The sequence below is a fragment of the Streptomyces prasinopilosus genome, assembly GCF_001419695.1.
Lineage (GTDB): Bacteria > Actinomycetota > Actinomycetes > Streptomycetales > Streptomycetaceae > Streptomyces > Streptomyces prasinopilosus.
In genome coordinates this window covers 1-21596 of record NZ_LIRG01000326.1, presented here as the reverse complement: position 1 = coordinate 21596, position 21596 = coordinate 1, and the positions used below count along the sequence as shown (strand labels likewise).

Annotated in this window: 17 protein-coding genes and 2 tRNA genes; 16 read left to right on the top strand and 3 right to left on the bottom strand. The window is 72.7% G+C overall.

Annotated features, from left to right (window positions below; all coding sequences use genetic code 11):
- The first annotated feature begins 417 nt into the window (after positions 1–417).
- From AOK18_RS14645 to AOK18_RS14635, 3 genes are all read left to right on the top strand, one after another.
- Positions 418–1914: a bifunctional cytidylyltransferase/SDR family oxidoreductase gene (locus AOK18_RS14645; RefSeq protein ID WP_055570735.1), complete on the top strand. Its 1497-nt coding sequence runs from the start codon at positions 418–420 to the stop codon at positions 1912–1914.
- 184 nt (positions 1915–2098) lie between these two features.
- Entirely contained in the window at positions 2099–4186 is a 2088-nt protein-coding gene (locus AOK18_RS14640; protein WP_055694637.1) for a hypothetical protein, read from the top strand.
- 170 nt (positions 4187–4356) lie between these two features.
- Complete coding sequence (locus tag AOK18_RS14635) at positions 4357–5586, top strand: glycosyltransferase family 2 protein (RefSeq protein WP_055694636.1); 1230 nt, start codon at positions 4357–4359, stop codon at positions 5584–5586.
- On the opposite strand, the gene AOK18_RS14630 is transcribed toward AOK18_RS14635, so the two are convergent.
- A complete protein-coding gene (locus AOK18_RS14630) occupies positions 5552–7651 on the bottom strand; it encodes a hypothetical protein (RefSeq protein ID WP_079105022.1) in 2100 nt (699 codons plus the stop codon). The two genes, AOK18_RS14635 and AOK18_RS14630, sit on opposite strands and share 35 nt — an antisense overlap.
- A gap of 512 nt (positions 7652–8163) precedes the next feature.
- On the bottom strand, positions 8164–9609 hold the full coding sequence (locus AOK18_RS14625) for a polysaccharide pyruvyl transferase family protein (RefSeq protein ID WP_055570738.1): 1446 nt from the start codon (positions 9607–9609) through the stop codon (positions 8164–8166).
- 222 nt (positions 9610–9831) lie between these two features.
- Here AOK18_RS14625 and proB point away from each other — a divergent pair, with 222 nt between their 5' ends.
- The 5 genes from proB (at position 9832) to AOK18_RS14600 (ending at position 14768) form a co-directional block, all read left to right on the top strand.
- On the top strand, positions 9832–10938 hold the full coding sequence (gene proB, locus AOK18_RS14620) for a glutamate 5-kinase (protein WP_055694635.1): 1107 nt from the start codon (positions 9832–9834) through the stop codon (positions 10936–10938).
- A 144-nt stretch (positions 10939–11082) separates the two neighbouring features.
- On the top strand, positions 11083–11541 hold the full coding sequence (locus tag AOK18_RS14615) for a hypothetical protein (protein WP_055570740.1): 459 nt from the start codon (positions 11083–11085) through the stop codon (positions 11539–11541).
- 140 nt (positions 11542–11681) lie between these two features.
- On the top strand, positions 11682–12968 hold the full coding sequence (locus tag AOK18_RS14610) for a glutamate-5-semialdehyde dehydrogenase (RefSeq protein ID WP_055570741.1): 1287 nt from the start codon (positions 11682–11684) through the stop codon (positions 12966–12968).
- An 86-nt stretch (positions 12969–13054) separates the two neighbouring features.
- Positions 13055–13618 carry an SCO2584 family spore wall biosynthesis protein gene (locus AOK18_RS14605; protein ID WP_478078842.1) on the top strand — a complete coding sequence of 188 codons (564 nt, stop codon included), beginning with the start codon at positions 13055–13057 and terminating at the stop codon, positions 13616–13618.
- A gap of 79 nt (positions 13619–13697) precedes the next feature.
- Positions 13698–14768, top strand: a complete 1071-nt coding sequence (locus AOK18_RS14600; RefSeq protein WP_055694633.1) for an SCO2583 family membrane protein — start codon at positions 13698–13700, stop codon at positions 14766–14768.
- Between the two features lie 10 nt (positions 14769–14778).
- Here AOK18_RS14600 and AOK18_RS14595 read toward each other — a convergent pair whose 3' ends face one another.
- Positions 14779–15918, bottom strand: coding sequence for a M48 family metallopeptidase (locus AOK18_RS14595; protein WP_055694632.1), 1140 nt, complete (start codon positions 15916–15918; stop codon positions 14779–14781).
- 424 nt (positions 15919–16342) lie between these two features.
- Here AOK18_RS14595 and AOK18_RS33335 point away from each other — a divergent pair, with 424 nt between their 5' ends.
- From AOK18_RS33335 to AOK18_RS14560, 8 genes are all read left to right on the top strand, one after another.
- Complete coding sequence (locus tag AOK18_RS33335; protein ID WP_099048876.1) at positions 16343–16507, top strand: hypothetical protein; 165 nt, start codon at positions 16343–16345, stop codon at positions 16505–16507.
- A gap of 91 nt (positions 16508–16598) precedes the next feature.
- Complete coding sequence (gene nadD / locus AOK18_RS14590) at positions 16599–17363, top strand: nicotinate-nucleotide adenylyltransferase (protein ID WP_095534112.1); 765 nt, start codon at positions 16599–16601, stop codon at positions 17361–17363.
- Between the two features lie 16 nt (positions 17364–17379).
- Positions 17380–19329, top strand: coding sequence for an LCP family protein (locus AOK18_RS14585; RefSeq protein ID WP_055694631.1), 1950 nt, complete (start codon positions 17380–17382; stop codon positions 19327–19329).
- A gap of 130 nt (positions 19330–19459) precedes the next feature.
- Positions 19460–19906 (top strand): ribosome silencing factor, encoded by a 447-nt coding sequence (gene rsfS / locus AOK18_RS14580; RefSeq protein WP_055573325.1) that lies wholly within the window; start codon positions 19460–19462, stop codon positions 19904–19906.
- Entirely contained in the window at positions 19897–20574 is a 678-nt protein-coding gene (locus AOK18_RS14575; RefSeq protein WP_055573326.1) for a histidine phosphatase family protein, read from the top strand. Before rsfS ends, AOK18_RS14575 begins: the two co-directional genes overlap by 10 nt.
- A gap of 106 nt (positions 20575–20680) precedes the next feature.
- Positions 20681–20753: transfer RNA gene (locus AOK18_RS14570), tRNA-Ala, on the top strand.
- Between the two features lie 386 nt (positions 20754–21139).
- Complete coding sequence (locus AOK18_RS14565) at positions 21140–21373, top strand: hypothetical protein (protein ID WP_055573327.1); 234 nt, start codon at positions 21140–21142, stop codon at positions 21371–21373.
- A 125-nt stretch (positions 21374–21498) separates the two neighbouring features.
- A tRNA-Ala gene (locus tag AOK18_RS14560) sits at positions 21499–21571 on the top strand.
- Positions 21572–21596: the final 25 nt, after the last annotated feature.

Genomic DNA, 21596 nt, shown 5'->3' with positions numbered 1-21596 from the left:
GGTCCCGGGCCCCGCCCCCGTTCTCCCCACCGAGACCGAAAAGCCGCCGAATCTTTATGGGGGAATTCTTCGCGAAAGGACGGGCGGACAAGATGAATTTCCTGTTGTCGGGCACTTCCCCCTTTGCCGCACCCCGAATATGAAGAAAAGGTGCAGTACCGCCCCGCGGACCGTGAAGATCCGGGCCTCGCGGGAGGAGCCGGGGCCGACGCGGCGACGGCCGGGGACGGGCCTCCCGCCTGTGCGGTTACTCACAGCGACGACTCGGGCCGCCCGGGAACCGGCGCCGGGCCATCAGGGGTCTAAGGTGAATGAAAGGTTGCGCGCACATATGCGACGAAGGGCGCTCACCTTGCATTGCGGTAACCACAAGTGGGACCATTTTGCAGTTCCCTGATGCCCCAAGGTAGGTCACCTGTGTCCCAGCACATAGCCAAGCCCCGTACCACCGCAGTGATCCTGGCCGGCGGCACCGGTCAGCGGGTGGGTCTTTCGATCCCCAAGCAGCTGCTGAAGATCGCCGGCAAGGCAGTCATCGAGCACACCCTGACCACCTTCGAGAACGCCGACTCGATCGACGACATCATCGTGCTGATGGCGCCGGGTTACGTGCCCGACGTCGAGAAGATCGTCGCCAAGGCCGGGTTCAAGAAGGTCACCCGGGTCATCGAGGGGGGCGCGACGCGGAACGAGACCACCGAGCGGGCCATCTCGGTGCTCGGCGAGGGCCTGGCCGAGGGCGAGGACCGCAACGTCCTCTTCCACGACGCCGTGCGCCCCCTGCTGTCGCAGCGCGTCATCGCCGACTGCGTGCACGCCCTGGAGCGCTACCAGGCCGTCGACGTGGCCATCCCGTCCGCCGACACCATCATCGTCACCCGGACGCACGGCGACGACGGCGAGTTCATCACCGAGATCCCGGACCGCGCCCGGCTGCGCCGCGGCCAGACCCCGCAGGCGTTCAAGCTGTCCACGATCCGCCGGGCCTACGAGGTCGCCGCGGGCGACCCCAACTTCCAGGCCACGGACGACTGCTCGGTCGTGCTCAAGTACCTGCCCGACGTGCCGATCCACGTCGTCGCGGGCGACGAGTACAACATGAAGGTCACCCAGCCGGTCGACGTCTTCATCGCCGACAAGCTGTTCCAGCTCGCCTCCACGGCCACCCCCGAGCAGATGGGTGAGGCCGCCTACCGCGAACTGCTCACCGGCAGGACCGTCGTCGTCTTCGGCGGCTCGTACGGCATCGGCAAGGACATCTGCGAACTCGCCGAGTCCTACGGCGCCACGGTGTACGCGCTCGGCCGCTCCACCACCGGCACCCACGTGGAGAACCCGGAGGAGGTCGACGACGCGCTGTCCAAGGCGTACGCCGAGACGGGCCGCATCGACTACGTCGTCAACACGGCCGGCGTACTGCGCATCGGGAAGCTGGCCGAGACCGACAACGCCACTATCGAGGAGGCGCTGAAGGTCAACTACCTGGCGCCCGTGCAGATCGCCCGGTCGGCGTACAAGTACCTCGCCGAGACCAAGGGCCAGCTGCTGCTCTACACCTCCAGCAGCTACACCCGGGGACGCGCCGAGTACAGCCTCTACTCCTCGACCAAGGCCGCCATGGTGAACCTCACCCAGGCCCTGGCCGACGAATGGGCCGGCGAGGGCGTCCGCGTCAACTGCGTCAACCCGGAGCGCACCGCCACGCCCATGCGGACCAAGGCCTTCGGCCAGGAACCGGCGGGCAGCCTGCTGTCCTCCGAGGCGGTGGCCCGCACCTCCCTGGACGTGCTGCTCTCCGAGCTCACCGGTCACGTCATCGACGTGCGCCAGCAGGACCCGACGGCGGGCGCGGCCCGCGCCAGCGGCTTCGAGCAGGCACTGGCGTCGGTGCTGGACCGTCAGGACGGCGTGTAATAATCAGCGGCAAATAGACTCCGGCAATTCAGGCCTCTGCGGCCCCCCGTTCACGCAGTTCCTGCGCGGGTGTTCGCGGGGGCCTGAATCCGTCGTCAACGAATTGCGCACACGCACAAACCGGCACTCACCCCTCCAAGAGCAGGTTTCTCCGTTGATATCCACCGCTATTCGCGTCGCCCGGGTGGGAAGCGCGGCCGAACTGGCCGCGGCGGTCCTCATGCTGCTGGGCTTCCCCTGCCTCATGCTGGCCGCGCTCGTCCCGAGCGTCCCCGCCTTCGCGGCGGCGGCCGCCGTGACGTACCTGGCGGACCACTATCTGCACCGCAGGGGCAGCTACCTGGTCAACCGCCTCAGCAAGGTGCGGGCGGGCCTGTCGATCCGCTTCCTGATCCGGCAGCTGCTGCTGATCCTGCTGCTGGCCCGGCTGTCCCTCGCGGACAACCTGATCTACTACGGGGCGATCGCCTGCTTCATCGCGTTCTACGGCCTGCAGGCCCCGCACGGCGCGCTGACCACGCTGATCCGCAACCGCCGGCGCATGCCGGTGGCCACCCGCAACGTGGACCTGGCGTCCCGCATCCGGATCCCGGACGCGCCGCCGCGCGTGCTGACGCACCGGGCCGCGGAGAAGATGCTCCACCTCGACCTGGTGGCGGTCGGCGGCATACTCCTCGCCGCGGCCCTCGACTCGCCCCTCGTCGGGTTCGCCGGCATCGGCGTCACGGTGCTCCTGGGCACCGCCTACGTGCTGGCCCTGGTCCCCTACGTGCGGGGCCGGCGGATACCGCCGAAGGCCGACCAGGTCCTGGAGGCGGTCGACGACTGGCTGCGCGAGTACCGGCCCGAGACGGTGCTGTACTTCTCCGGCTCCAGGGACTCCGCCTACCAGGTCAACATGTGGCTGGAGACCATGGAGCAGCTGGACACCCGGCCGCTGGTCATCCTGCGCGAGCGGGTCATCCTGGCCAACCTGGCCCCCACCACGGTCCCGGTCGTCTGCGTGCCCGGAGGGGTGCACCTGATGAACCTGGACCTGTCCACGGTGCGGGTCGCGCTGTACGCGGCGAACGTCGGCAAGAACATCCACCTGCTGCGCGTCCCGACCATGAAGCACGTCTTCATCGGGCACGGTGACAGCGACAAGCTCGCCAGCGTCAACCCGTTCAGCAAGGTCTACGACGAGGTGTGGACGGCCGGCCGCGCGGGCCGCGACCGCTACGCCATCGCCGACGTCGGCGTCCGCGACGACGACATCGTCGAGGTGGGCCGCCCGCAGCTGGCCCCCATCGAGCCCCGGCGGGCCGCGCCCGCGGACGCGGCCGAGGGGCACCGCCCGACGGTGCTGTACGCCCCCACCTGGGAGGGCTGGGACGACAACCCGGGCAACACCTCGCTGCTGCTGGCCGGCGAGAACATCGTGAAGCGGCTGATCGCGGCCGACCCCCCGGTCCGCGTCCTCTACAAGCCGCACCCCTTCACCGGCACCCGCAGCGCGCAGGCCAAGGCCGCCCACCAGCGGATCACCGAGCTGATCGAGCAGGCCGCCGCCGAGCGCGCCGCCGACCCCCGCTTCACCGCCGACGCGGCGGCGCGGGACCGGGCGCGGGCCGAGCTGGCCCGGGTCGAGGCCCGGCTGGCCGAACTGGCCGGCGGCGGCGACAGGGGCGACGAGGCCGAGGCCAGCCGCGACGGCGTGATCGACGTGGCCCGGTACGAGGAGACCGCCCGGCTGCGCGACGCGTGGAACACCGCGTACTGGAACTCCTTCCCCGACTGGGAGCACCGCGTCATCACGGGGGCCCAGCCGCGCCTGTACGACTGCTTCAACGTGTCCGACGCGATGGTCTCCGACATCTCCAGCGTCGTCTCCGACTTCATCGCCAGCGGCAAGCCGTACGCGGTCACCGACTCCGCCGGACTGGGGGCGGAGGAGTTCAAGCGGCAGAACACGGCGGTGCGCGCCGCGGTGATCCTGTCCAACGACGCGGCCGCGCTGACCGAGCTGCTCGACGCGGTCCGCGACCCGCAGGCCGATCCGCTGGCCGGGGAGCGGGACGAGCTCAAGCACTACCTGCTGGGCCCGGACGAGCCGACGTCCCTCGAGCAGTTCAACGCGGCGGTCGCCCAGCTCGCCCGGAAGGCCGAGACGCGCAACCTCGGCCAGGAGTCCCGGACCGTGGTCGGCGGTCCGGACGTGGAGCCGGCGGACGCGCTGCCCCCGCAGGCGGCGTCGGTGACCGGCGAGACGGACGGCACCGCGGCGAACTGACCGGCTGCCGTCCCGGCACGACACGGGGCCGGGGCCGGCTGTTTTCCAACACCCTTGTGTCATAAGTCACTTGAGGGGAGGTGTGAAGCAACCTTCCGTCCCCGGCCTCCGTCTAACCAAGCAGCGGATGAGGCGATACAAGGGGAAAAATCCCACAACGAGGGGGGAACGTGACCGTGGCGCAGCCTGACGTCACCGTGGTCATCGGGGCGTACGAAGCGATGCCGTACCTGGTCGAGTGCCTCGCCTCCGTGGAGGCGCAGACCATCGGCCCGGAGCGCGTCGAGGTCATCGCCGTCGACGACGGTTCGACGGACGGCACGGGGGAGTACCTGGAGGAGTTCGCGAAGCGCGCCTCCCCGCGCGTCACCGTGATCCGGCAGGAGAACTCGGGCGGCCCCAGCGGCCCGCGCAACGTCGGCCTGGACAAGGCCCGCGGACGGTACGTCTTCTTCCTGGACGCCGACGACCGGCTGGGCCCCGAGGCCCTGGAACGGATGGTCGCCATGGCGGACCGGGCCGGCACCGACGTCGTCCTGGGGCGGATCGAGGGCGTCGACCGGGGCGCCCCGAAGTCGATGTTCGGCCACACGGTGGAGCGCACCGACGTGCACTCCTCCAACATCATGTACACGCTCAGCGCGCAGAAGCTGTTCCGCCGCGCCCTGCTGGAACGGCACGGCTTACGTTTCGACGAGTCGCTCTACACCGGCGAGGACGCGCTGTTCACCATGGAGGCGTACCTCAGGGCGAACGGCGTCTCCGTGGTCGCCGACCACACCTGCTACTACCTGGTGGGCCGCGACGACGGCAAGCACGTGACCAAGAGCGGGAGCTACGTCCTGCGGTTCGACTCCGCCCGCCTCCTGATGGACCTGATCGCCGACCTCGTCCCCGAGGGCCCCCGGCGCGACCGGCTGATGGTGCGCCCCTTCGCCATCACCCTGCTCCCGCAGTTCGGCCCCAGGTTCCTCAAGGACGACGACCGGGTGCGGCGCCACAAGCTGGAACTGGCGAAGCCGCTGACGGACGCCCACTGGACCGAGGGCGTCGCCCGGCACCTGAAGGTCGAGGAACGGCTGAGACTGCACCTGGTGGCCGGACAGCGGCTCGGACTCCTCCTCGACGCGGTGAGGTTCACGGCGTCGAAGAAGCAGGCGCCGGCCCTGCTGGAACGGCGGGGCCGCCGCCTCTACCTCGTGTATCCCCACTTCCGCGACCGGGCGGCGGGGATCCCCGACACCGTCTACCTCGCCGAGCCCCGCGAGGCCCGCGCCTTCCCCGGCTACCGCGAGGGCGGCACGCCCACCGTCCTGCGCCGTGCCGCCCGCAGGGCCCGCCGCCTGCTGACCTCCGCGAAGAAGGTCACACCGGAGGCCCGGGCCGCGACGGCGGCGTGACGGAGTCCGCCGCACCGGCCTCGGCCCCCGCGCCGGTGCCGGAGGCACGGCGCGGAGGCGGCAGCAGGTCCTCCGCGAGCCGCCGGGACCGCGGGTGCCGCGCCCCGGCCCGGTCGCCGCGCTCCCCGTGGTCCGGGGCCGCGGCGGACAGGGCGCGCAGGGCCGCGTTGCAGCGCTCCAGGGACGTCGGCTCGTCGGGACCCAGGAGGCGCAGCCTCAACTCCGCGCGGGCGTCCGCCAGCCCGTCCTTCTCCGGGTGCCGGACCGCCTCCAGCAGCGCCGGCACCCCGCTCGCGTCCGGGGTCAGCACGGTCGCCGCCGCCACCGTCGGGAACGCGGCGCGGAAGGCGTCCTCGGCCGTCCCGCCGGTGTTCACCACCGCGTACGGCTTGCCGCCGGCCAGGAAGTCGCTGATGACGCTGGACACGTCGCTGATCAGCAGGTCGGCGGCGTTGAAGCAGGAGTACAGGGCGGGCCGCACGCCCGTGACGACCCGGTGCTCGTCCTGGGGCAGGCAGGCCCAGTAGGCCTCCTCCCAGGCCGCCGTGGCCCTCGCCACCGCCTCGGCCCGGCCGGGCGGCGGGGCGGACTGGACCAGCATCCGCTCCGCCTGGTCGGCGCCCTCCCGGACCCCGGCCGCCGTGAGCCGGTCCAGTTCCGTGGTGAGCCGGTCCAGCTCCGCCGCGAGCCGGTCCCGTTCCGCCGCGGATTCCGGGGGCGCGGCGGGCCGTTCCCGGTTCGCCGCCCGGATCAGCTCCCGGATGCGCCGGTCGGCGGCGCCCGCCGCGGGCTCCACCGAACCCGTCAGCGGGTGCGGCTTGTACAGCAGCCGCACGCCCGGGTCCGCGAGCAGCGCCCGGACGAGGTTCTCCCCGGCCGCGACCACCGAGGTGTTGCCCGGGTTGCCGTCCCAGCCCTCCCAGGTCGGCGCGTACAGCACGGTGGTCCGGGCGCCGGGGGCCGGCGGACCCGACCGGGGGCGCACGGCGTCCAGCTGGGGGCGGCCGATCTCCACCACGTCCTTGTCCTCGACGCCGACCCCCGCCCGCGCGTACCGCTCACGCGCCTCGGGACCGGCCACCCACACCTCGTCGTAGGCCTTCGCGTACGGGTTGCAGGACGACAGCTTGTCGCTCTCCCCGTGGTTGACGAAGGCGTGCTTGATCGTGGGGATGCGCAGCACCTGCGAGGTCTTGCCGGAGTTCGAGGGGTGGATGAGCACCCGCAGTGTGGAGTGCTCCAGCCGCATCAGGGTGGACACCTTCGGCAGGCACACGACGGGGAGGTCGGTCGCCGCGATCCTCGCCACCATGAACCGTTCGCGCAGGATGACGACCGGCCGCCCGTCGAGCCTGCTCATCGTCTCCAGCCACATGTTGGCCTGGTAGGCGGAGGACGCCCCGCCGGAGAAGTACAGGCCGACCGTAGGCCGGTAGTCGGCCAGCCAGCGGTCGAACCAGTCGAGCACCTCCTGCTCGCCCGCCGGACGCCGGGAGGGCAGCAGCCGCACCAGGAGCACGCCCAGGCCCGCCGCCGCGAGCACCACCGACACCGCGGTCCCGGCCGCCGCGGGCAGGGCCTCCCGGGTCGCCGCCGCGGCGGCCAGACCGGCGGTCGTGGGCAGGCCCAGGAGCAGCAGCCGGCGGCCGGGGCGGCGCAGCAGCGCGGCCGGGGCGGGGGACAGTCGCAGCGCGGAGGCGTCGATGTTGCGGGTCAGCACCGGCAGCGTGCGGGTGCGGCGGACCAGCACGGACACCGCCTGGACCGCGCAGTGCAGCGCGTAGAAGACGAGCAGGCCGGCGACCGGCCAGGCGAACTGCGGTTCCCGGTCGTGCTCCCCGAGCCGCAGCAGGCCCACCACCAGGAGCAGGTCACGCAGGACGTGACGGACGGTGAGGTCCGCGTGGGACTTGGCCAGCATCGCCAGCACGCCGGGCTGCCACCGGGCCAGCACGCCCTCGGCCGCCAGGGAGACGGCGGTCGCGGCGAGCAGCAGCGGGACGTGCGGGAGCAGGGCCCCGGCGGTCTGCGCCACGAAGGCGGCGGCCAGGACGGCCGCCGTCAGCCCTCCGGCGACGAGGGGGCGGCCGGGCGGACGGGGCGAGGCACGGCGCCGGCCGACGCCGGCCGTGAGCCGGCGACGGGGTCGGGACGGCCGGCCGGACCGGGACGGCCGGCCGGTGCGGGACAGGGGCAGGGGCACGCGGTCACTCCAGGGTGCGTCGCGGAGACGGACGCCCGGGTTAACGCGTGCCGACGTCCGGACGACACGCACGTGTCCGCGATGTGCGGGGGAACGCGGCCTGCCTCGCACGAGAGGCGTCTCCTCCCGCCACACAGCCCTCCGGCCGGGCCCGGGCCGTTCGGCCCGCCGCGCCACGGACCGTGGGGGGCCCGGGACACGTTCCCGGGCCCCCCACGGCGTTCCGCCGGGCGCGGTCCCCCGGAACGGCCCACACCGGCCGCACGACGGCGAAGGCACTCCCCACCGGGATCCCCCGGCAGGACTCCCACACGTCCGGTCCGACCGTCCCTCCGGTGCGCTCCCCCCGGACCCCGATGTCCTCCGTCGGTCCTCTAACCGCGTCCGCCCTTGAGGGCCTTGCGCAGGGGACGGCCCACGACCCGGCGGGCCCTGCGGTACACCGAGCGGGGCGCGGGGGCGACCACGGCGGTCTTCCCGGCGGTGCCGCCCTTGGACGCCTTCTTGGCCGCCGCCTTGACGCCGGCCAGTTCCTTCTTCAGCTTGGCGTTGTCCGCGGCCAGTTCACCGACCCGGGTGTGCAGCCAGCCGAAGCGCGCGATGAGCGAGGCCGGGTCGGTGTCGATCCACGGCCGGACACCGCCGGGGAAGTCCAGCGAGCGCAGCCGCTCCTCGTACGCCGCGCCGCCGTCGCCGTGCGTGAACGTGTTGTCCAGCCCGTTGCGGTCGAGGAACGAGGTGAACCGCTCGAACCGCTCGTGGTGGTTGCCGGTGAGCGCGCCGAGGTCGGTCTCCTCGTACAGCCGGGCCGGGTCGACCTCCTCGGGCAGCTGGTCGAGGGTGTGGTGCGGGATCTCGAAGTAGCGGCACAGCTCCAGCGTGCGCGAGTCCGAGCACAGCACGTTCGCGGGCGTACCGGCCAGCAGCGCCGCGATGTTGCCGTGGATGCGGGAGCCGAAGGAGAAGTCGAAGTCCCGCAGGTCGTCGATCCAGGTCACCGGGTCGATGTAGACGCGGACCTTGCCCTCCCGGTACATCGGGTGGTCGGGGTGCGTCGGCATCCCGGTGACCTTCCCGTTCGGGTCGGACAGGTCCCGCCAGTGCAACTGCCGCGCGTCGGAGAGGTTCTGACCGATGAACCGCAGGTTCGGGTAGCGGGCGTGGGTGCGGGTGATGACCCGGTCCAGGCCCTGGTTGCGGACGGCGTTGTGCGAACCGTTGATCGCGATGCGGGAGTCGGTGGTGAGCTCCTGCGCCCGCTTGCGCACGGTGAGTTCCTTGCCGTACATGAACAGCGAGGGGCAGCCGATGACGTCGACGTCCTTGAACCCGAGGTCGTTCAGGTATTTCTCGGTGAACTCGCCGCGCACGCCGATCGAGGCGCTGCGGTCCAGCACGGCGGAGACGAACTCGCGCACCGCCGGCTCCATCGGCTTCAGCCGCGCCGGGTCGTAGTCGAGACCCGCCTGCGCGCCGATGCCGACGACGACCACCGGGATCTTCAGCTGGGTGATCAGCTTCGTCAGCCGCCGCAGGCTCGGTTCGAACGACGGCCGGAAGGCGTTGGCGAGCGGCACGACGAAGGCGTCGTACTCCTCGTTGATGCGTCCCGCGGGGGTGCCGTCGGCACGGATGCCGTTGGACACCACCGTGGTGTGCGGTGTCTCAAGGATCTTGTGCGCGGCATCGCTGAAGATCAGGTTGCCCGCGTTGCTGGCGAACACGTCGCGCTGGAGGGCTTCCTCCACCGGGACGACGTCGTAGGGGCTCTTCCCCGATCTGAGGAGGATGCGTTGGGTGCGAGAAGCGTTGGGTGACACCCGTTCACACTATGTTTCCGGAAGCTTTTATTTCTATAGGCAACCAATGCAAGCTTTTTCACATCAGCTCTCCGTGAGGACACGGTTACGCGCGGGCGTCCGGAGGCTGGACGGACGCGCGCCCCCCACCCCGCTTCGCGTAGATTGCCGGTGGGGACGCCGGGCCGCCCCCGTGGACCGCACGAGGGGACGGAGCAGCAGGTGGCAGGGGCAAGGCAGGCCGTGGGCGAGGCCCGCAGGATCGTCGTCAAGGTCGGGTCCTCGTCGCTGACGACCGCCTCGGGGGGCCTGGACGCCGACCGGGTCGACGCCCTCGTCGACGTGCTCGCCAAGGTGCGGTCCGGGGGAGAGCGCGAACTCGTCCTCGTCTCCTCCGGCGCCATCGCCGCCGGACTCGCCCCCCTGGGCCTCACCCGGCGACCGCGCGACCTCGCCCGCCAACAGGCCGCCGCCAGCGTCGGCCAGGGGCTGCTGATGGCCCGTTACACCGCGTCCTTCGCCCGCTACGGCGTCCGCGCCGGCCAGATCCTGCTCACCTCCGACGACATGAGCCGCCGCGCCCACCACCGCAACGCCTCCCGCACCCTCGACAAGCTGCTGGCGATGGGCGCCTTCCCGGTCGTCAACGAGAACGACACCGTCGCCACCGACGAGATCCGCTTCGGCGACAACGACCGGCTCGCCGCCCTCGTCGCCCACCTGGTCCACGCCGACCTGCTGGTCCTGCTGTCCGACGTGGACGGCGTGTACGACGGTGACCCCGCCCGGCCCGGCACCTCGCGGATCTCGCTGGTGCGGGGCCCGGAGGACCTCGCCCACGTCGAGATCGGCAGCGCGGGGAAGGCCGGCGTCGGCACCGGCGGCATGGTCACCAAGATCGAGGCCGCCTCGATCGCCGCCGCCGCGGGCATCCCGGTCGTCCTGACCAGCGCGATCCACGCGGGTGACGCCCTCGCCGGCGCGGACACCGGCACCTACTTCCACCCCACCGGCCGGCGCTCCGCCGACCGGCTGCTGTGGCTCCAGCACGCCTCCACCCCGCAGGGCTCGCTCACCCTCGACGACGGCGCGGTGCGCGCGGTCGTCGAGCGCCGCAAGTCCCTGCTGCCGGCCGGGATCGCGGGCGTCGAGGGCGAGTTCAGCGCGGGCGACCCGGTCGAGCTGCGGGACCGCGCGGGGCGGCCGGTGGCCCGCGGCCTGGTCAACTTCGACGCCCGGGAGATCCCCCGGCTGATCGGCCGCTCCACCCACGACCTCGCCCGCGACCTCGGCCCCGAGTACGAACGCGAGGTCGTACACAGGGACGATCTGGTGGTCCTGCATCCGTAAATGTGCCGGATCGCGCGCCCCCCGTGGTGGACGTTCCGCAAAACCGCCCCGCGGCGCCCGGCGGCCTGCTCCACTTTGTTCCAGGGAACACATCTGCCCGGCCCCGGGGCCGGCCCGTGCGTGAAGGAGGCCGTCGTGAGACGAGTGCGCCCTGGGACGACGGCGTCCCGCGGTGGTGCCGGCTCCCGCGCGGCCGGCGAGGAACGCGCACTGACCAGCGTCGCGGCGGGCGACCGGTTCCGCAGCGGTGACTCCGGGGACCTCCCGCGCCTGTGGCACGTCACCCTCAGCGTCTCCGGCGGCCGGGCGCCGATCGCCGAGGTCCGCCGCGCCCTGGAGCAGCTCGCCCACGACCACCCCTTCCTGCTGACCAGCCGGTACGCCGAGGACCACGCGGAGATCCGCTACTGGGAGGAGGCCCGCGACCTGCACGACGCCGCCGCCGTGGCGCTGCGGCTGTGGGGCGAGCACCGGCAGACCGCGGGTCTGCCGCCCTGGGAGATCGTCGGCCTGGAGGTCATCGACCGGGCCACCTACCACCAGCGCATCGCCGCGGGCTACGGCCCCGCGCCGGCGACGCCGGTGGGGGTGCACCCCTTCTGACCCGGAAGACCGGTCCGGCGCCTCCGGGCGCGACCCGGCCCGCCGCGCCGGCCGCCGCGGCCCCGGATGTCTCGGGATTCGGGCGTCTCGGGGTTCGGGACACAGGTCGCGGGACCCTCCGGCCGCACTACCCTTCCCCCATGACCACGCTTTCGCCGTACGACTCGATGTCCCCGGTCGACCAGGCCGCCTACCGGGCCAAGGGGGCCGCCGCCACCCTCGCGCCGCTGCCCCGCGCGGCGAAGGACGACGCGCTGCTCGCCATCGCGGACGCGCTGGAGGTCCGGGCGGGCGAGATCGTCGAAGCCAACGCCCAGGACGTCGCCAAGGCCCGTGAGGCGGGCATCGGCGAGGGAATGATCGACCGGCTCACCCTCACCCCGGAGCGGGTGCGCGCGATCGCCTCCGACGTGCGGGACGTGGCCGCGCTGCCCGACCCGGTCGGCGAGGTCGTCCGCGGCTCCACCCTGCCCAACGGCATCGACCTGCGGCAGGTCCGGGTGCCGCTCGGCGTCGTCGGGATCATCTACGAGGGCCGCCCCAACGTCACGGTCGACGCCGCCGCCCTGTGCCTCAAGGCCGGCAACGCGGTCCTGCTGCGCGGCTCGTCCTCCGCGTACCGGTCGAACACCGCGCTGGTCCGGGTGCTGCGCGACGCCGTGGGCGGCGCCGGGCTGCCCGCCGACGCCGTGCAGCTGGTGCCCGGCGAGGGACGCGAGAGCGTGCACGAGCTGATGCGCGCCCGCGGCCTGGTCGACGTCCTCATCCCGCGCGGCGGCGCCTCCCTGATCAACACGGTGGTCCGGGAGTCGGCCGTCCCGGTCATCGAGACCGGCACCGGCAACTGCCACGTCTACGTCGACGCCGACGCCGACCTCGACACCGCCGTGGAGATCCTGGTCAACTCCAAAGCCCAGCGGGTCGGCGTCTGCAACGCCGCCGAGACCCTCCTGGTCCACCAGGACATCGCCCCCGTCTTCCTGCCGCGCGCCCTGGACGCCCTGGCCGACGCCGGGGTGACCGTGCACGCCGACGAGCGCGTGATGGCGTACGCCAAGGACTCCCGCGCCACCGTCGTCGAGGCCACCACGGAGGACTGGGAGACCGAGTACCTCTCCCACGACATCGCCGCCGCCGTCGTCGACTCGCTCGACCGGGCCGTGGAGCACATCCGGCTGTGGACCTCCGGCCACACCGAGGCCATCGTCACCTCCTCGCAGCAGGCGGCCCGCCGCTTCACCCAGTTGGTGGATTCCACCACCGTCGCCGTCAACGCCTCCACCCGGTTCACCGACGGCGGCCAGTTCGGCTTCGGCGCGGAGATCGGCATCTCCACGCAGAAGCTGCACGCCCGGGGCCCGATGGGCCTGCCGGAGCTCACCAGCACCAAGTACATCGTGACCGGCGACGGGCACGTCCGCCGCTGACCCGCGCCGCCGGCCCGCGCCGCGGGCCGGCGGACGAATGTGCGTACCGTCTGCCCACAATGCCCCTTCCGGTCTACTCTGGAGGGGTGCCGGAGGACGTGGGGGGCACGCCGTTCCCTGACGGCGGGGAGCCCGACGACGACCACGACCGCGGAGTGTCGGACGAAGAGTTCGCCTCCGTGGTCTTCGACGAGGCCTTCGTCGGCGCGGCCGCGATCCACGAACCGAGCGCCGTCGAACGCCTCCTCGCCGCCGCCCGGGCCAGAGCCGAGGCGTCCGAGGCCGAGGCCCGCCGCACCCGCCCGACGACCGACCGGTACGACGGGCACGGCCGCCGCCACCGGGACGACGACGTCACCGGCTGGGACGACGACCCCGACGGCCCGGAGGACGACCACGGCCGTCCCGGGCCGTACGGCAGGCAGGTCCGCTGGCACCGCCCGGTCGCCTGGATGCTCGCCCTGGTGATGGGCGTCGGCATGGTCGCCCTCGCCTTCTCGGCGGTCTACCGGGGGTCCTCCGCCGGCAGCCGGCAGGACCCGGTGCCGTCGCCCGCCTCGACCGGTCCGGAACAGGGCGGCGGCGCGGCTCCGTCCGCCTCCGCCGACTACTCCGGACCGGACGTCCCGGTGCTCCCGGGCAGCCCCTGAGGCCCGCGGGCGGAGGACCACCGCCACTTGGCGCACGCCACGGCGTTTACGCGCGCGCCCCGCGACCTACTCTGAAGATATGGCAGGGCCCGAGGACCCACCCGGAGGGACACCCGAGGGCGCTCCCGGAGGTGGCGAGGACGAGTACCGGTCCGTCGTCTTCGACGAGACCTTCGTCCGGGCTGCCCGCCTCCAGGAGTTCTCCGCCCGGGAGCGCCTCACCGACCACGCCCCCGCCGTACGCCGCCGCCCGCCCCGTCACCGGGGCCTGTCCCGGCAGGTGCTGGTCCTCGTGGTGCTGATCGCCCTGGCCTTCGGCACCGCGCTCTACATGGGCGTACGGCACCCCTCCCGGACGCCCGGCACCGGGGTGGCCGCCGAGCCGCTGCGCATGACCGTGATCCCGCTCGCCCCCCGGGGCGAGGTGCCCGGCCTCCCCGACTCCGAACGGCTGTACGACCGCAGTCCGGCGGCGCAGTTCCGCATCGGGGCCGAGGGAGTGACGCTCCCGGCGTCCCGGCGCACCGCGCACTTCTCGGACGGGCAGGTCGTGACGGCGCTGCTCACCGCGAAGGACTACATCGTCCGGTCCGCCCTCGACCCCGAGGTGCTCACCGGCGGGGAGACCCGCTCCGTCCGCATCCTGCTCGGCGTCGGCCAGCAGGAGCAGTTCGACCGGAGCTTCGCCCGGCCGGCCCCGGACGGGCGGCACGCGCCCACCGGATGGCTCGTCCGCTTCGACCCCGCCCGCACGGAGCTGGCCGACCGCAGGATCCGCGTCCAGGGCACCCTGCGGGCGTCCGAGGCCGACCCCGGCACCCTCGAGGTCACCGCGGACCACACCTCGGTGTACGCGCTGCGGCCGGCCGGTGCGGACCCGGGGGCCCGGGTGTCGCTGTTCACCGTCCGGCGCGAACTGCACTTCCGCTTCGACCGCGAGAACCTGCGCATGCACCAGGCGCGGCTCGTCGTCTCGCACGTCCAGGCCGGCCCGCTGTCCTGCGCCGAGGACTCCGCGAGCCGTCTGCGCCCCCTGCTGGCGGGCGGCACGGCCGGGGAGGGCGGCCCCGCCGGCACCGACCCGTACGCCCCGGACGGCGCCCCGGCCCTGTGCGGCTCGCTGGCGGCCGCCGCACAGCCCAAGGTGTGACGTCCGCGCCTCAGGCGCCGTCGCGCGGCGGCCGGCCGTCCCCGCCGTCCGGGTCCGGCGACGCACCCGGCTCCCGGGGCCCGTCCGGCCCCTGCGCGGGCCTCGGCCCCGAGGACGTGAAGCCGCCGAAGCCGCGGCGGACCCGGTCGCCCAGGTCCCCGGCACCGCCCGCGATGTCGCTGACCAGCTTCATCAGCGGGTCCTTGGAGTTCTTCACGTCACCGGCGTAGCTGCTCGCCGAGTCGCGCCAGGAGTCCCGCACCGAGGCGTCCTTGTCCTCGTCGCGCCGCGGGTAGTGGCCGTCCATGACCCGCTGGTACTCGCGGGTCTCCGCCCACTTCTTCAGCTCGGCGGCCCGGACGGCGGTGAACGGGTGGGAGCGGGGCAGCACGTTGAGGATCTTCAGCACGGAGTCGCGCAGGTCGCCCCCGGCCTCGTACTCCTCGGCCTGCTCCAGGAACGCGTCGACGTTCATCTCGTGCAGGTGGTTGCCGCCGGCGATCTTCATCAGGCCGCGCATCGAGGCCTGCAGGTCCTGGCCCACCAGCAGCCCCGCACGGTCCGCGGACAGCTCCGACTTGCGGAACCACTCGCGCAGCGCCGTCACGATCGCCATGATCGCGACGTTGCCCAGCGGGATCCAGGCCACCCGCACCGCGAGGGACGTCAGGAACAGCAGGATGGTCCGGTACACCGAGTGCCCGGACAGCGCGTGCCCGACCTCGTGCCCGACGACGGCCCGCATCTCCTCCTCGTCGAGCAGCTCGACGAGCCCGGTGGTGACCACGATGATCGGCTCGTCCAGGCCGATGCACATCGCGTTCGGCTTCGGGTCCTGGGTCACGTACATCGGCGGGACCTTCTCCAGGTCCAGGATGTAGCAGGCGTCCCGCAGCATGACGTTGAGGTGCGCGAACTGCCGGTCCGAGACGCGCACCGAGTCGGACAGGAAGAGCAGCCGCAGGCTGCGCTCGGGCAGCAGGCCGCTCAGCGCCTTGAAGACCGTGTCGAAACCGGTCAGCTTGCGCAGCGCCACCAGGGCGGAGCGGTCGGCGGGGTGTTCGTACGCACGGGAGGAGATTCCGGGGAAACGCCTGCGCTGCCTGCTCGGCACCTTCTCGTTCCCGTTGTGCTGATGGCCGTCGGACATGTGTCCCCCAGGTGCGTCTGTGTGACCTTCGCGGTTGCCGGTGCCGTCCCTCGGCGGTCCCCCGTCCGGCCCTTCGACCGCCCCGGGACGGGGCCCAGCCTAGGTGGAGAAGGCACGGACCGGCAGACCGGTGGAGCGGAGGAGCGACGCGGCCGGGGACGCGCGCGGAGACCGTCCCGAGCCGCCCGGCTCCCCGGGAAGGACGATCAGGACCGCGGGATGGTTGCGTGACCCGCCGGTCTCCCGGGCGGGCGTGCGGGAGGTGCGGGAGAGGTGCGGGGGGAGCCGCCGGGAGGACGCCGGAAAGGGACCGGAACGGCGACCGGGGTCCGCAACGGCGGAGTCGGAGTGATCGGCGCGAAGGCGCCCGCATACGATGAGCCGACGTCCTTGTCCCGCCCACACGCGATAGGTACTGCCGAAGATGAGCTTCCACAGCGCCGCTGCCCAGTTGGTCACCCTCGCCGCCGAGGGCGGAGAGCACGGTGGCAACCACGAGAGCCTCAACCCCTACCTGGTCGGCGCCTGCGTCCTGGCCGGGCTGCTGCTCCTGCTGTGGATCACGACCCGCTTCAACCGCGACCGGTAGTACCCCGCCCGCCCCGGTTCCCGTTCGGGCGTGGCCGAAGGGCACACCTGGCGGCCGGAGCGTCCGGGGAGGGCCGGTAGGGTCTGCACGCATGGAAGAGCAGGACATGCCCACCGGTCCGGCGGAGGGCACGGCCGGGGAACCGACCGGGCCCGCGGTCACGACCGGGGCGGGGGCCGAGGGTACGGCCGGGCGGCCGGCGAGTGGCGCCGGGCACCGTCCGGTGCCGCGCCGGGCCGCCGGCCCGGACAGTGATCCGCCGCGGCCGGGCAAGCGCCGCCTGGGCGTCATGGGCGGCACCTTCGACCCGATCCACCACGGGCACCTGGTGGCGGCCAGCGAGGTCGCCGCGCGGTTCCACCTCGACGAGGTGGTCTTCGTCCCCACCGGGCAGCCGTGGCAGAAGAGCCACCGGGTGGTCTCCGCGGCCGAGGACCGTTACCTGATGACGGTCGTCGCGACCGTCGAGAACCCGCAGTTCTCGGTGAGCCGGATCGACATCGACCGCGGCGGCCCCACCTACACCGTGGACACCCTGCGCGACCTGCGGGCGCTCAACCCCGACACGGACCTGTTCTTCATCACCGGAGCCGACGCCCTCGCGCAGATCCTCACCTGGCGGGACAGCGAGGAACTGTTCTCCCTCGCGCACTTCATCGGCGTCACCAGGCCCGGACACCACCTGACCGACGCGGGCCTGCCCGAGGGGGGCGTCTCGCTCGTCGAGGTCCCCGCCCTGGCCATCTCCTCGACGGACTGCCGTGCGAGAGTCGCCAAGGGAGATCCCGTCTGGTACCTGGTGCCGGACGGGGTCGTGCGCTACATCGCCAAGCGTGAGCTGTACCGCGGCGAGTGAGCCGAGAGGGGCACCGGTGAACGACCGATACGACGCGGGATACGGCGACGGAGGGGGTGACCCGTACGGGCCCGTGGGCTACGACGAGTACGGCCGGCCCGTCTACCGTCAGGCCGACGCCCAGGTACCGGCCCAGCAGGACCCGCAGCAGCCGTACGACCCGTACGGGCGGCAGGACCCGTACGGGCAGCAGCAGGGACAGCAGGATCCGTACGGGCAGCAGCAGGGGCGGCAGGGCCCGTACGGGCAGGACTCGTACGGGCAGGACCCGTACAGGCAGGAACACGGACAGGGCCCGCAGGGCTACGACGGCGGTCACGGCTACGACCCGTACGCCACCGGCGGCTCGCAGCAGCCCTCGCAGCCCTACGATCCCTACGGGACCGGGACCGGGGAGCAGCCCCCCTCCTACGACCCCTACGGGGCCCAGGACGGCTACGGCACCCCCCGGGGCGGCGCGACGGCCGCCCCGTACGACCCCTACGGCGACTCCTACGCCGATCCCTACGGGCAGACCGCGCAGGGCGGCACCGGACAGCAGCCCCGGACCGCCGGGCAGACCGCGTACATCCCGCAGCAGCCCGGCCCGCCCGACGGCGGGACCGGCCCCGACGGCGGTGAGGCCCCCGACGGCGATGAGGGCCGCGACGGCCCTCACGACCGGCCGGCCGAGGGCTCCGAGGAGCCCGAACGGGAGTACCGCACCGAGCAGTTCGCCTTCGTCGAGGAACCGGACGGCGACTCCGAGGACGTCATCGACTGGCTGCAGTTCACCGAGAACCGCACCGAGCGCCGCGAGGAGGCCAAACGCCGCGCACGCAGCCGGATCGTCGCCCTGGTCGTGGTCCTCTCCCTGGTCATGGCCGGCGGCGTCGGCTACCTCTGGTACGCCGGGAAGCTCCCCGGCCTGTCCGGCTCCGGCTCCGGTACGGGCACCACGACGGCCGCGGGCGCCCAGAAGCGGGACGTCCTCGTCGTCCACCTGCACGACACCAAGGGCGGCGGCACCGCCACCGCGCTGCTCGTCGACAACACCACCACCAAGCGGGGCACCACCGTCCTGCTGCCCAACTCCCTGGCCCTCGCCGCCGAGGACGGCACCACCACCACGCTCGCCAAGTCGGTCGAGGACGACGGCTCCGGCGGGACCCGGACGGCCCTCGACACGGCCCTCGGCACCGACATCGAGGGCACCTGGCGGCTGGACACGCCCTATCTGCAGAACCTCGTCGACCTGGTCGGCAACATCGACATCGACACCGACGCCGACGTGCCCGACCCGGACGCCAAGAAGAAGGGCGAGGCCCCTCTCGTCAAGGAGGGGAAGAGCCAGACCCTCTCCGGCAAGATGGCCGTCGCCTACGCCACCCACCGCGGCTCCGGCGAGACGCAGGACGCCCAGCTGGAGCGGTTCGGGCAGGTCGTGCACGGGGTGCTGCGGAAGATGACGTCCGACGCGGACGCGGCGACGACCACCGTCCAGACCCTGGGGCAGATCATCGAGCCGCCCCTGACCGACAAGGACCTCGGCTCCTTCCTCGCCCGGCTCGCCGACCTGGCCAAGGGCGGCGATCACGGCACCGTGCTGCTGCCGGTCCAGGACGACGGCACGCTCACCGCGGAGACGAGCGACGGCGTGGTCAAGAAGGTGCTCGGCGGCACCGCGAAGAGCCCCGACAAGGACGCCGCCGTCAGTGTCTCCGTGCGCAACGCCACCGGCGTCGCGGACCACACCGAGAAGGCCCGGGTCGTGCTCCTGAACGGCGGCTTCACCTTCCTGGAGGGCGGCACGGCCACCGCGGCCGCGGCCTCCGAGGTCGTCTACGCGGACGACGCCGACAAGGAGAACGCCTCCGAGGTCGCCAAGACCCTGGGACTGCCCGCCGGGTCCGTCGGCAAGGGCGAGGTCTCCGGGAACGCCAGGGTCTCGGTGGTCCTGGGCCAGGACTACGAGCCGGGCACCTGACCGGACCGCGCCACACCCGGCCGGGCGCCCCCGCGGACCGCCCGGCCGGGCCCGCCCCGCGACGCGTGGGGCGCGCCCGGCGGTCCGTGAGACCCTTGAAGCCAAACGACCGCCGAGCGAAAGCCTTGTAGTGACCGCAACCGACCGTTCCATCGAGCTCGTCTCCACCGCCGCCCAGGCCGCGGCCGACAAGCTCGCGCACGACATCGTCGCCTACGACGTCAGTGACGTGCTGTCCATCACCGACGCCTTCCTGCTGGCCTCCGCGCCCAACGACCGTCAGGTCAAGTCGATCGTCGACGAGATCGAGGAGCGGCTCAGCAAGGAGCTCGACGCCAAGCCGGTCCGCCGCGAGGGCGACCGCGAGGCCCGCTGGGTGCTGCTCGACTACGTCGACATCGTCGTCCACGTCCAGCACAGCGAGGAGCGCGTCTTCTACGCCCTGGAGCGGCTGTGGAAGGACTGCCCCGAGCTGGAGCTGCCCGAGGACGCCGTGGCCACCCGCGGCAAGGCCGCCGAGCACGCCCGGCAGCAGGAGGCCGAGGAGACCGCGGAGCCGGGTGGTGAGTGGCGGTGAGCCCCGCCGCCGAGACGTTCGGCCCCGGCGGGGGCCGGGGCCGCCGCGTCATCCTGTGGCGGCACGGCCAGACCTCCTGGAACGTGGAGCGCCGCTTCCAGGGCAGCACGGACGTGGAGCTGACCGGGACCGGGGTCGCCCAGGCGCGCCGGGCCGCCCGCCTCCTCGCCGGCCTGGAGCCCGACGCGATCATCGCCTCCGACCTGCGGAGGGCCGCCGACACCGCCGCGGAACTCGCCGCCCTCACCGGTCTGCGGCCGGTCCACGACGAGGCCCTGCGGGAGACCTACGCGGGCGTCTGGCAGGGCCTGACGCACGACGAGATCATCGCCAGGTACGGCGACGAGTACACCGCCTGGAAGCGCGGCGAGCCGGTGCGCAGGGGCGGCGGTGAACTGGAGACCGAGGTCGCCGACCGCGCCGCTCCGGTGGTGCTCCGGCACGCGGACAAGCTCCCGGACGGCGGCACGCTCGTGGTGGTCAGCCACGGCGGCACGATCCGCACCACCATCGGGCGGCTGATCGGCCTCGACCCGCGCAGCTGGGAGAGCCTGGGCGGGCTCACCAACTGCTGCTGGTCCGTCCTCGGCGAGGGCGCCCTCGGCTGGCGGCTGCTCGAGCACAACGCCGGCACCCTGCCGGAACCGGTGCTCGGCGACGACGACTGAGGACCCGCCCCGAGCCCCGGACGCGGCCCGGGGGGCCGGATTTCACTTTCCGGCAGGTCGCAGGCTAAAGTTCTTCTTGTTCGCCCGCCGAGCGGGAAGAACACTCGGGGCTATAGCTCAGTTGGTAGAGCGCCTGCATGGCATGCAGGAGGTCAGGAGTTCAATTCTCCTTAGCTCCACAGATCGCACGAAGAAGATCCCGTCCTCGCCACGAGGGCGGGATCTTTCGTTCCCCCCGGTTGAGCGGGAGGGCTCCGGGGGGCGTATATCCCTGCGAGGCGCCCGGTCGTGTCCCGAACGGTATCCCGGCGTCGCTGACCGTGCTGGTCCGGCCGTGGCAGAATCAAACGACCGGAAGGGGGCGCGGCCCTACGGGAGGGAGTAGTTGATGCCTGCGAGCATCCACGCGGAGGTCGACCACCTCTTCGGCGCGGTGTCGACACGACGGACCTCGACCCGGCTCCGCCGCCCTTCCCGCGGTCGCGCGCACCCCGTCCCGGCCCCGCACGGCGACGGCGGCGCCCCCTTCGCGTGTACGGCCCGCGGCCGCGACCGGAGCTGAGTGATGGGCGCACACAGGCGGCGGTGCGACTGGTGCCGCAGAGGGACACCGATCGTCCGGGACATGGAGCCGGTCAATTCCGACTACCAGTACTGGTGCGAGGAGTGCGCGCGGGCGCTGATCATAAAAGGCGACCCGATCGAGACGTACCGCGAACTCGAGGGCGAACCGATCTACGGCCGGCTCCTCGATGAGCACTGCACGCTCAAACGCTTCTATTCGTTCGTGACCGCGTGAGTGCGCGGTGCGCTCCGGGCGACAATGCGGGCGGAACCGGGCGCAGCGGAATCGATTTGGTGTTGGACCCCGGTGACCGTGTAAAGTTGGCGTCGCCGCCGGGGAAACCGGGCGGGATGTGACCTGGGGCTATAGCTCAGTTGGTAGAGCGCCTGCATGGCATGCAGGAGGTCAGGAGTTCAATTCTCCTTAGCTCCACAGCAGTAGAGGGCGGATCATCCGA

What these genes read in the sequence shown, in the direction of transcription:
- AOK18_RS14610 (WP_055570741.1), top strand. Translation starts at nt 11,682, where the DNA reads ATGACCACGCTTTCGCCGTACGACTCGATGTCCCCGGTCGACCAGGCC.
- AOK18_RS14600 (WP_055694633.1), top strand. Translation starts at nt 13,698, where the DNA reads ATGGCAGGGCCCGAGGACCCACCCGGAGGGACACCCGAGGGCGCTCCC.
- AOK18_RS14595 (WP_055694632.1), bottom strand. Translation starts at nt 15,918, where the DNA reads ATGTCCGACGGCCATCAGCACAACGGGAACGAGAAGGTGCCGAGCAGG.
- AOK18_RS33335 (WP_099048876.1), top strand. Translation starts at nt 16,343, where the DNA reads ATGAGCTTCCACAGCGCCGCTGCCCAGTTGGTCACCCTCGCCGCCGAG.
- nadD (WP_095534112.1), top strand. Translation starts at nt 16,599, where the DNA reads ATGGAAGAGCAGGACATGCCCACCGGTCCGGCGGAGGGCACGGCCGGG.
- AOK18_RS14565 (WP_055573327.1), top strand. Translation starts at nt 21,140, where the DNA reads ATGGGCGCACACAGGCGGCGGTGCGACTGGTGCCGCAGAGGGACACCG.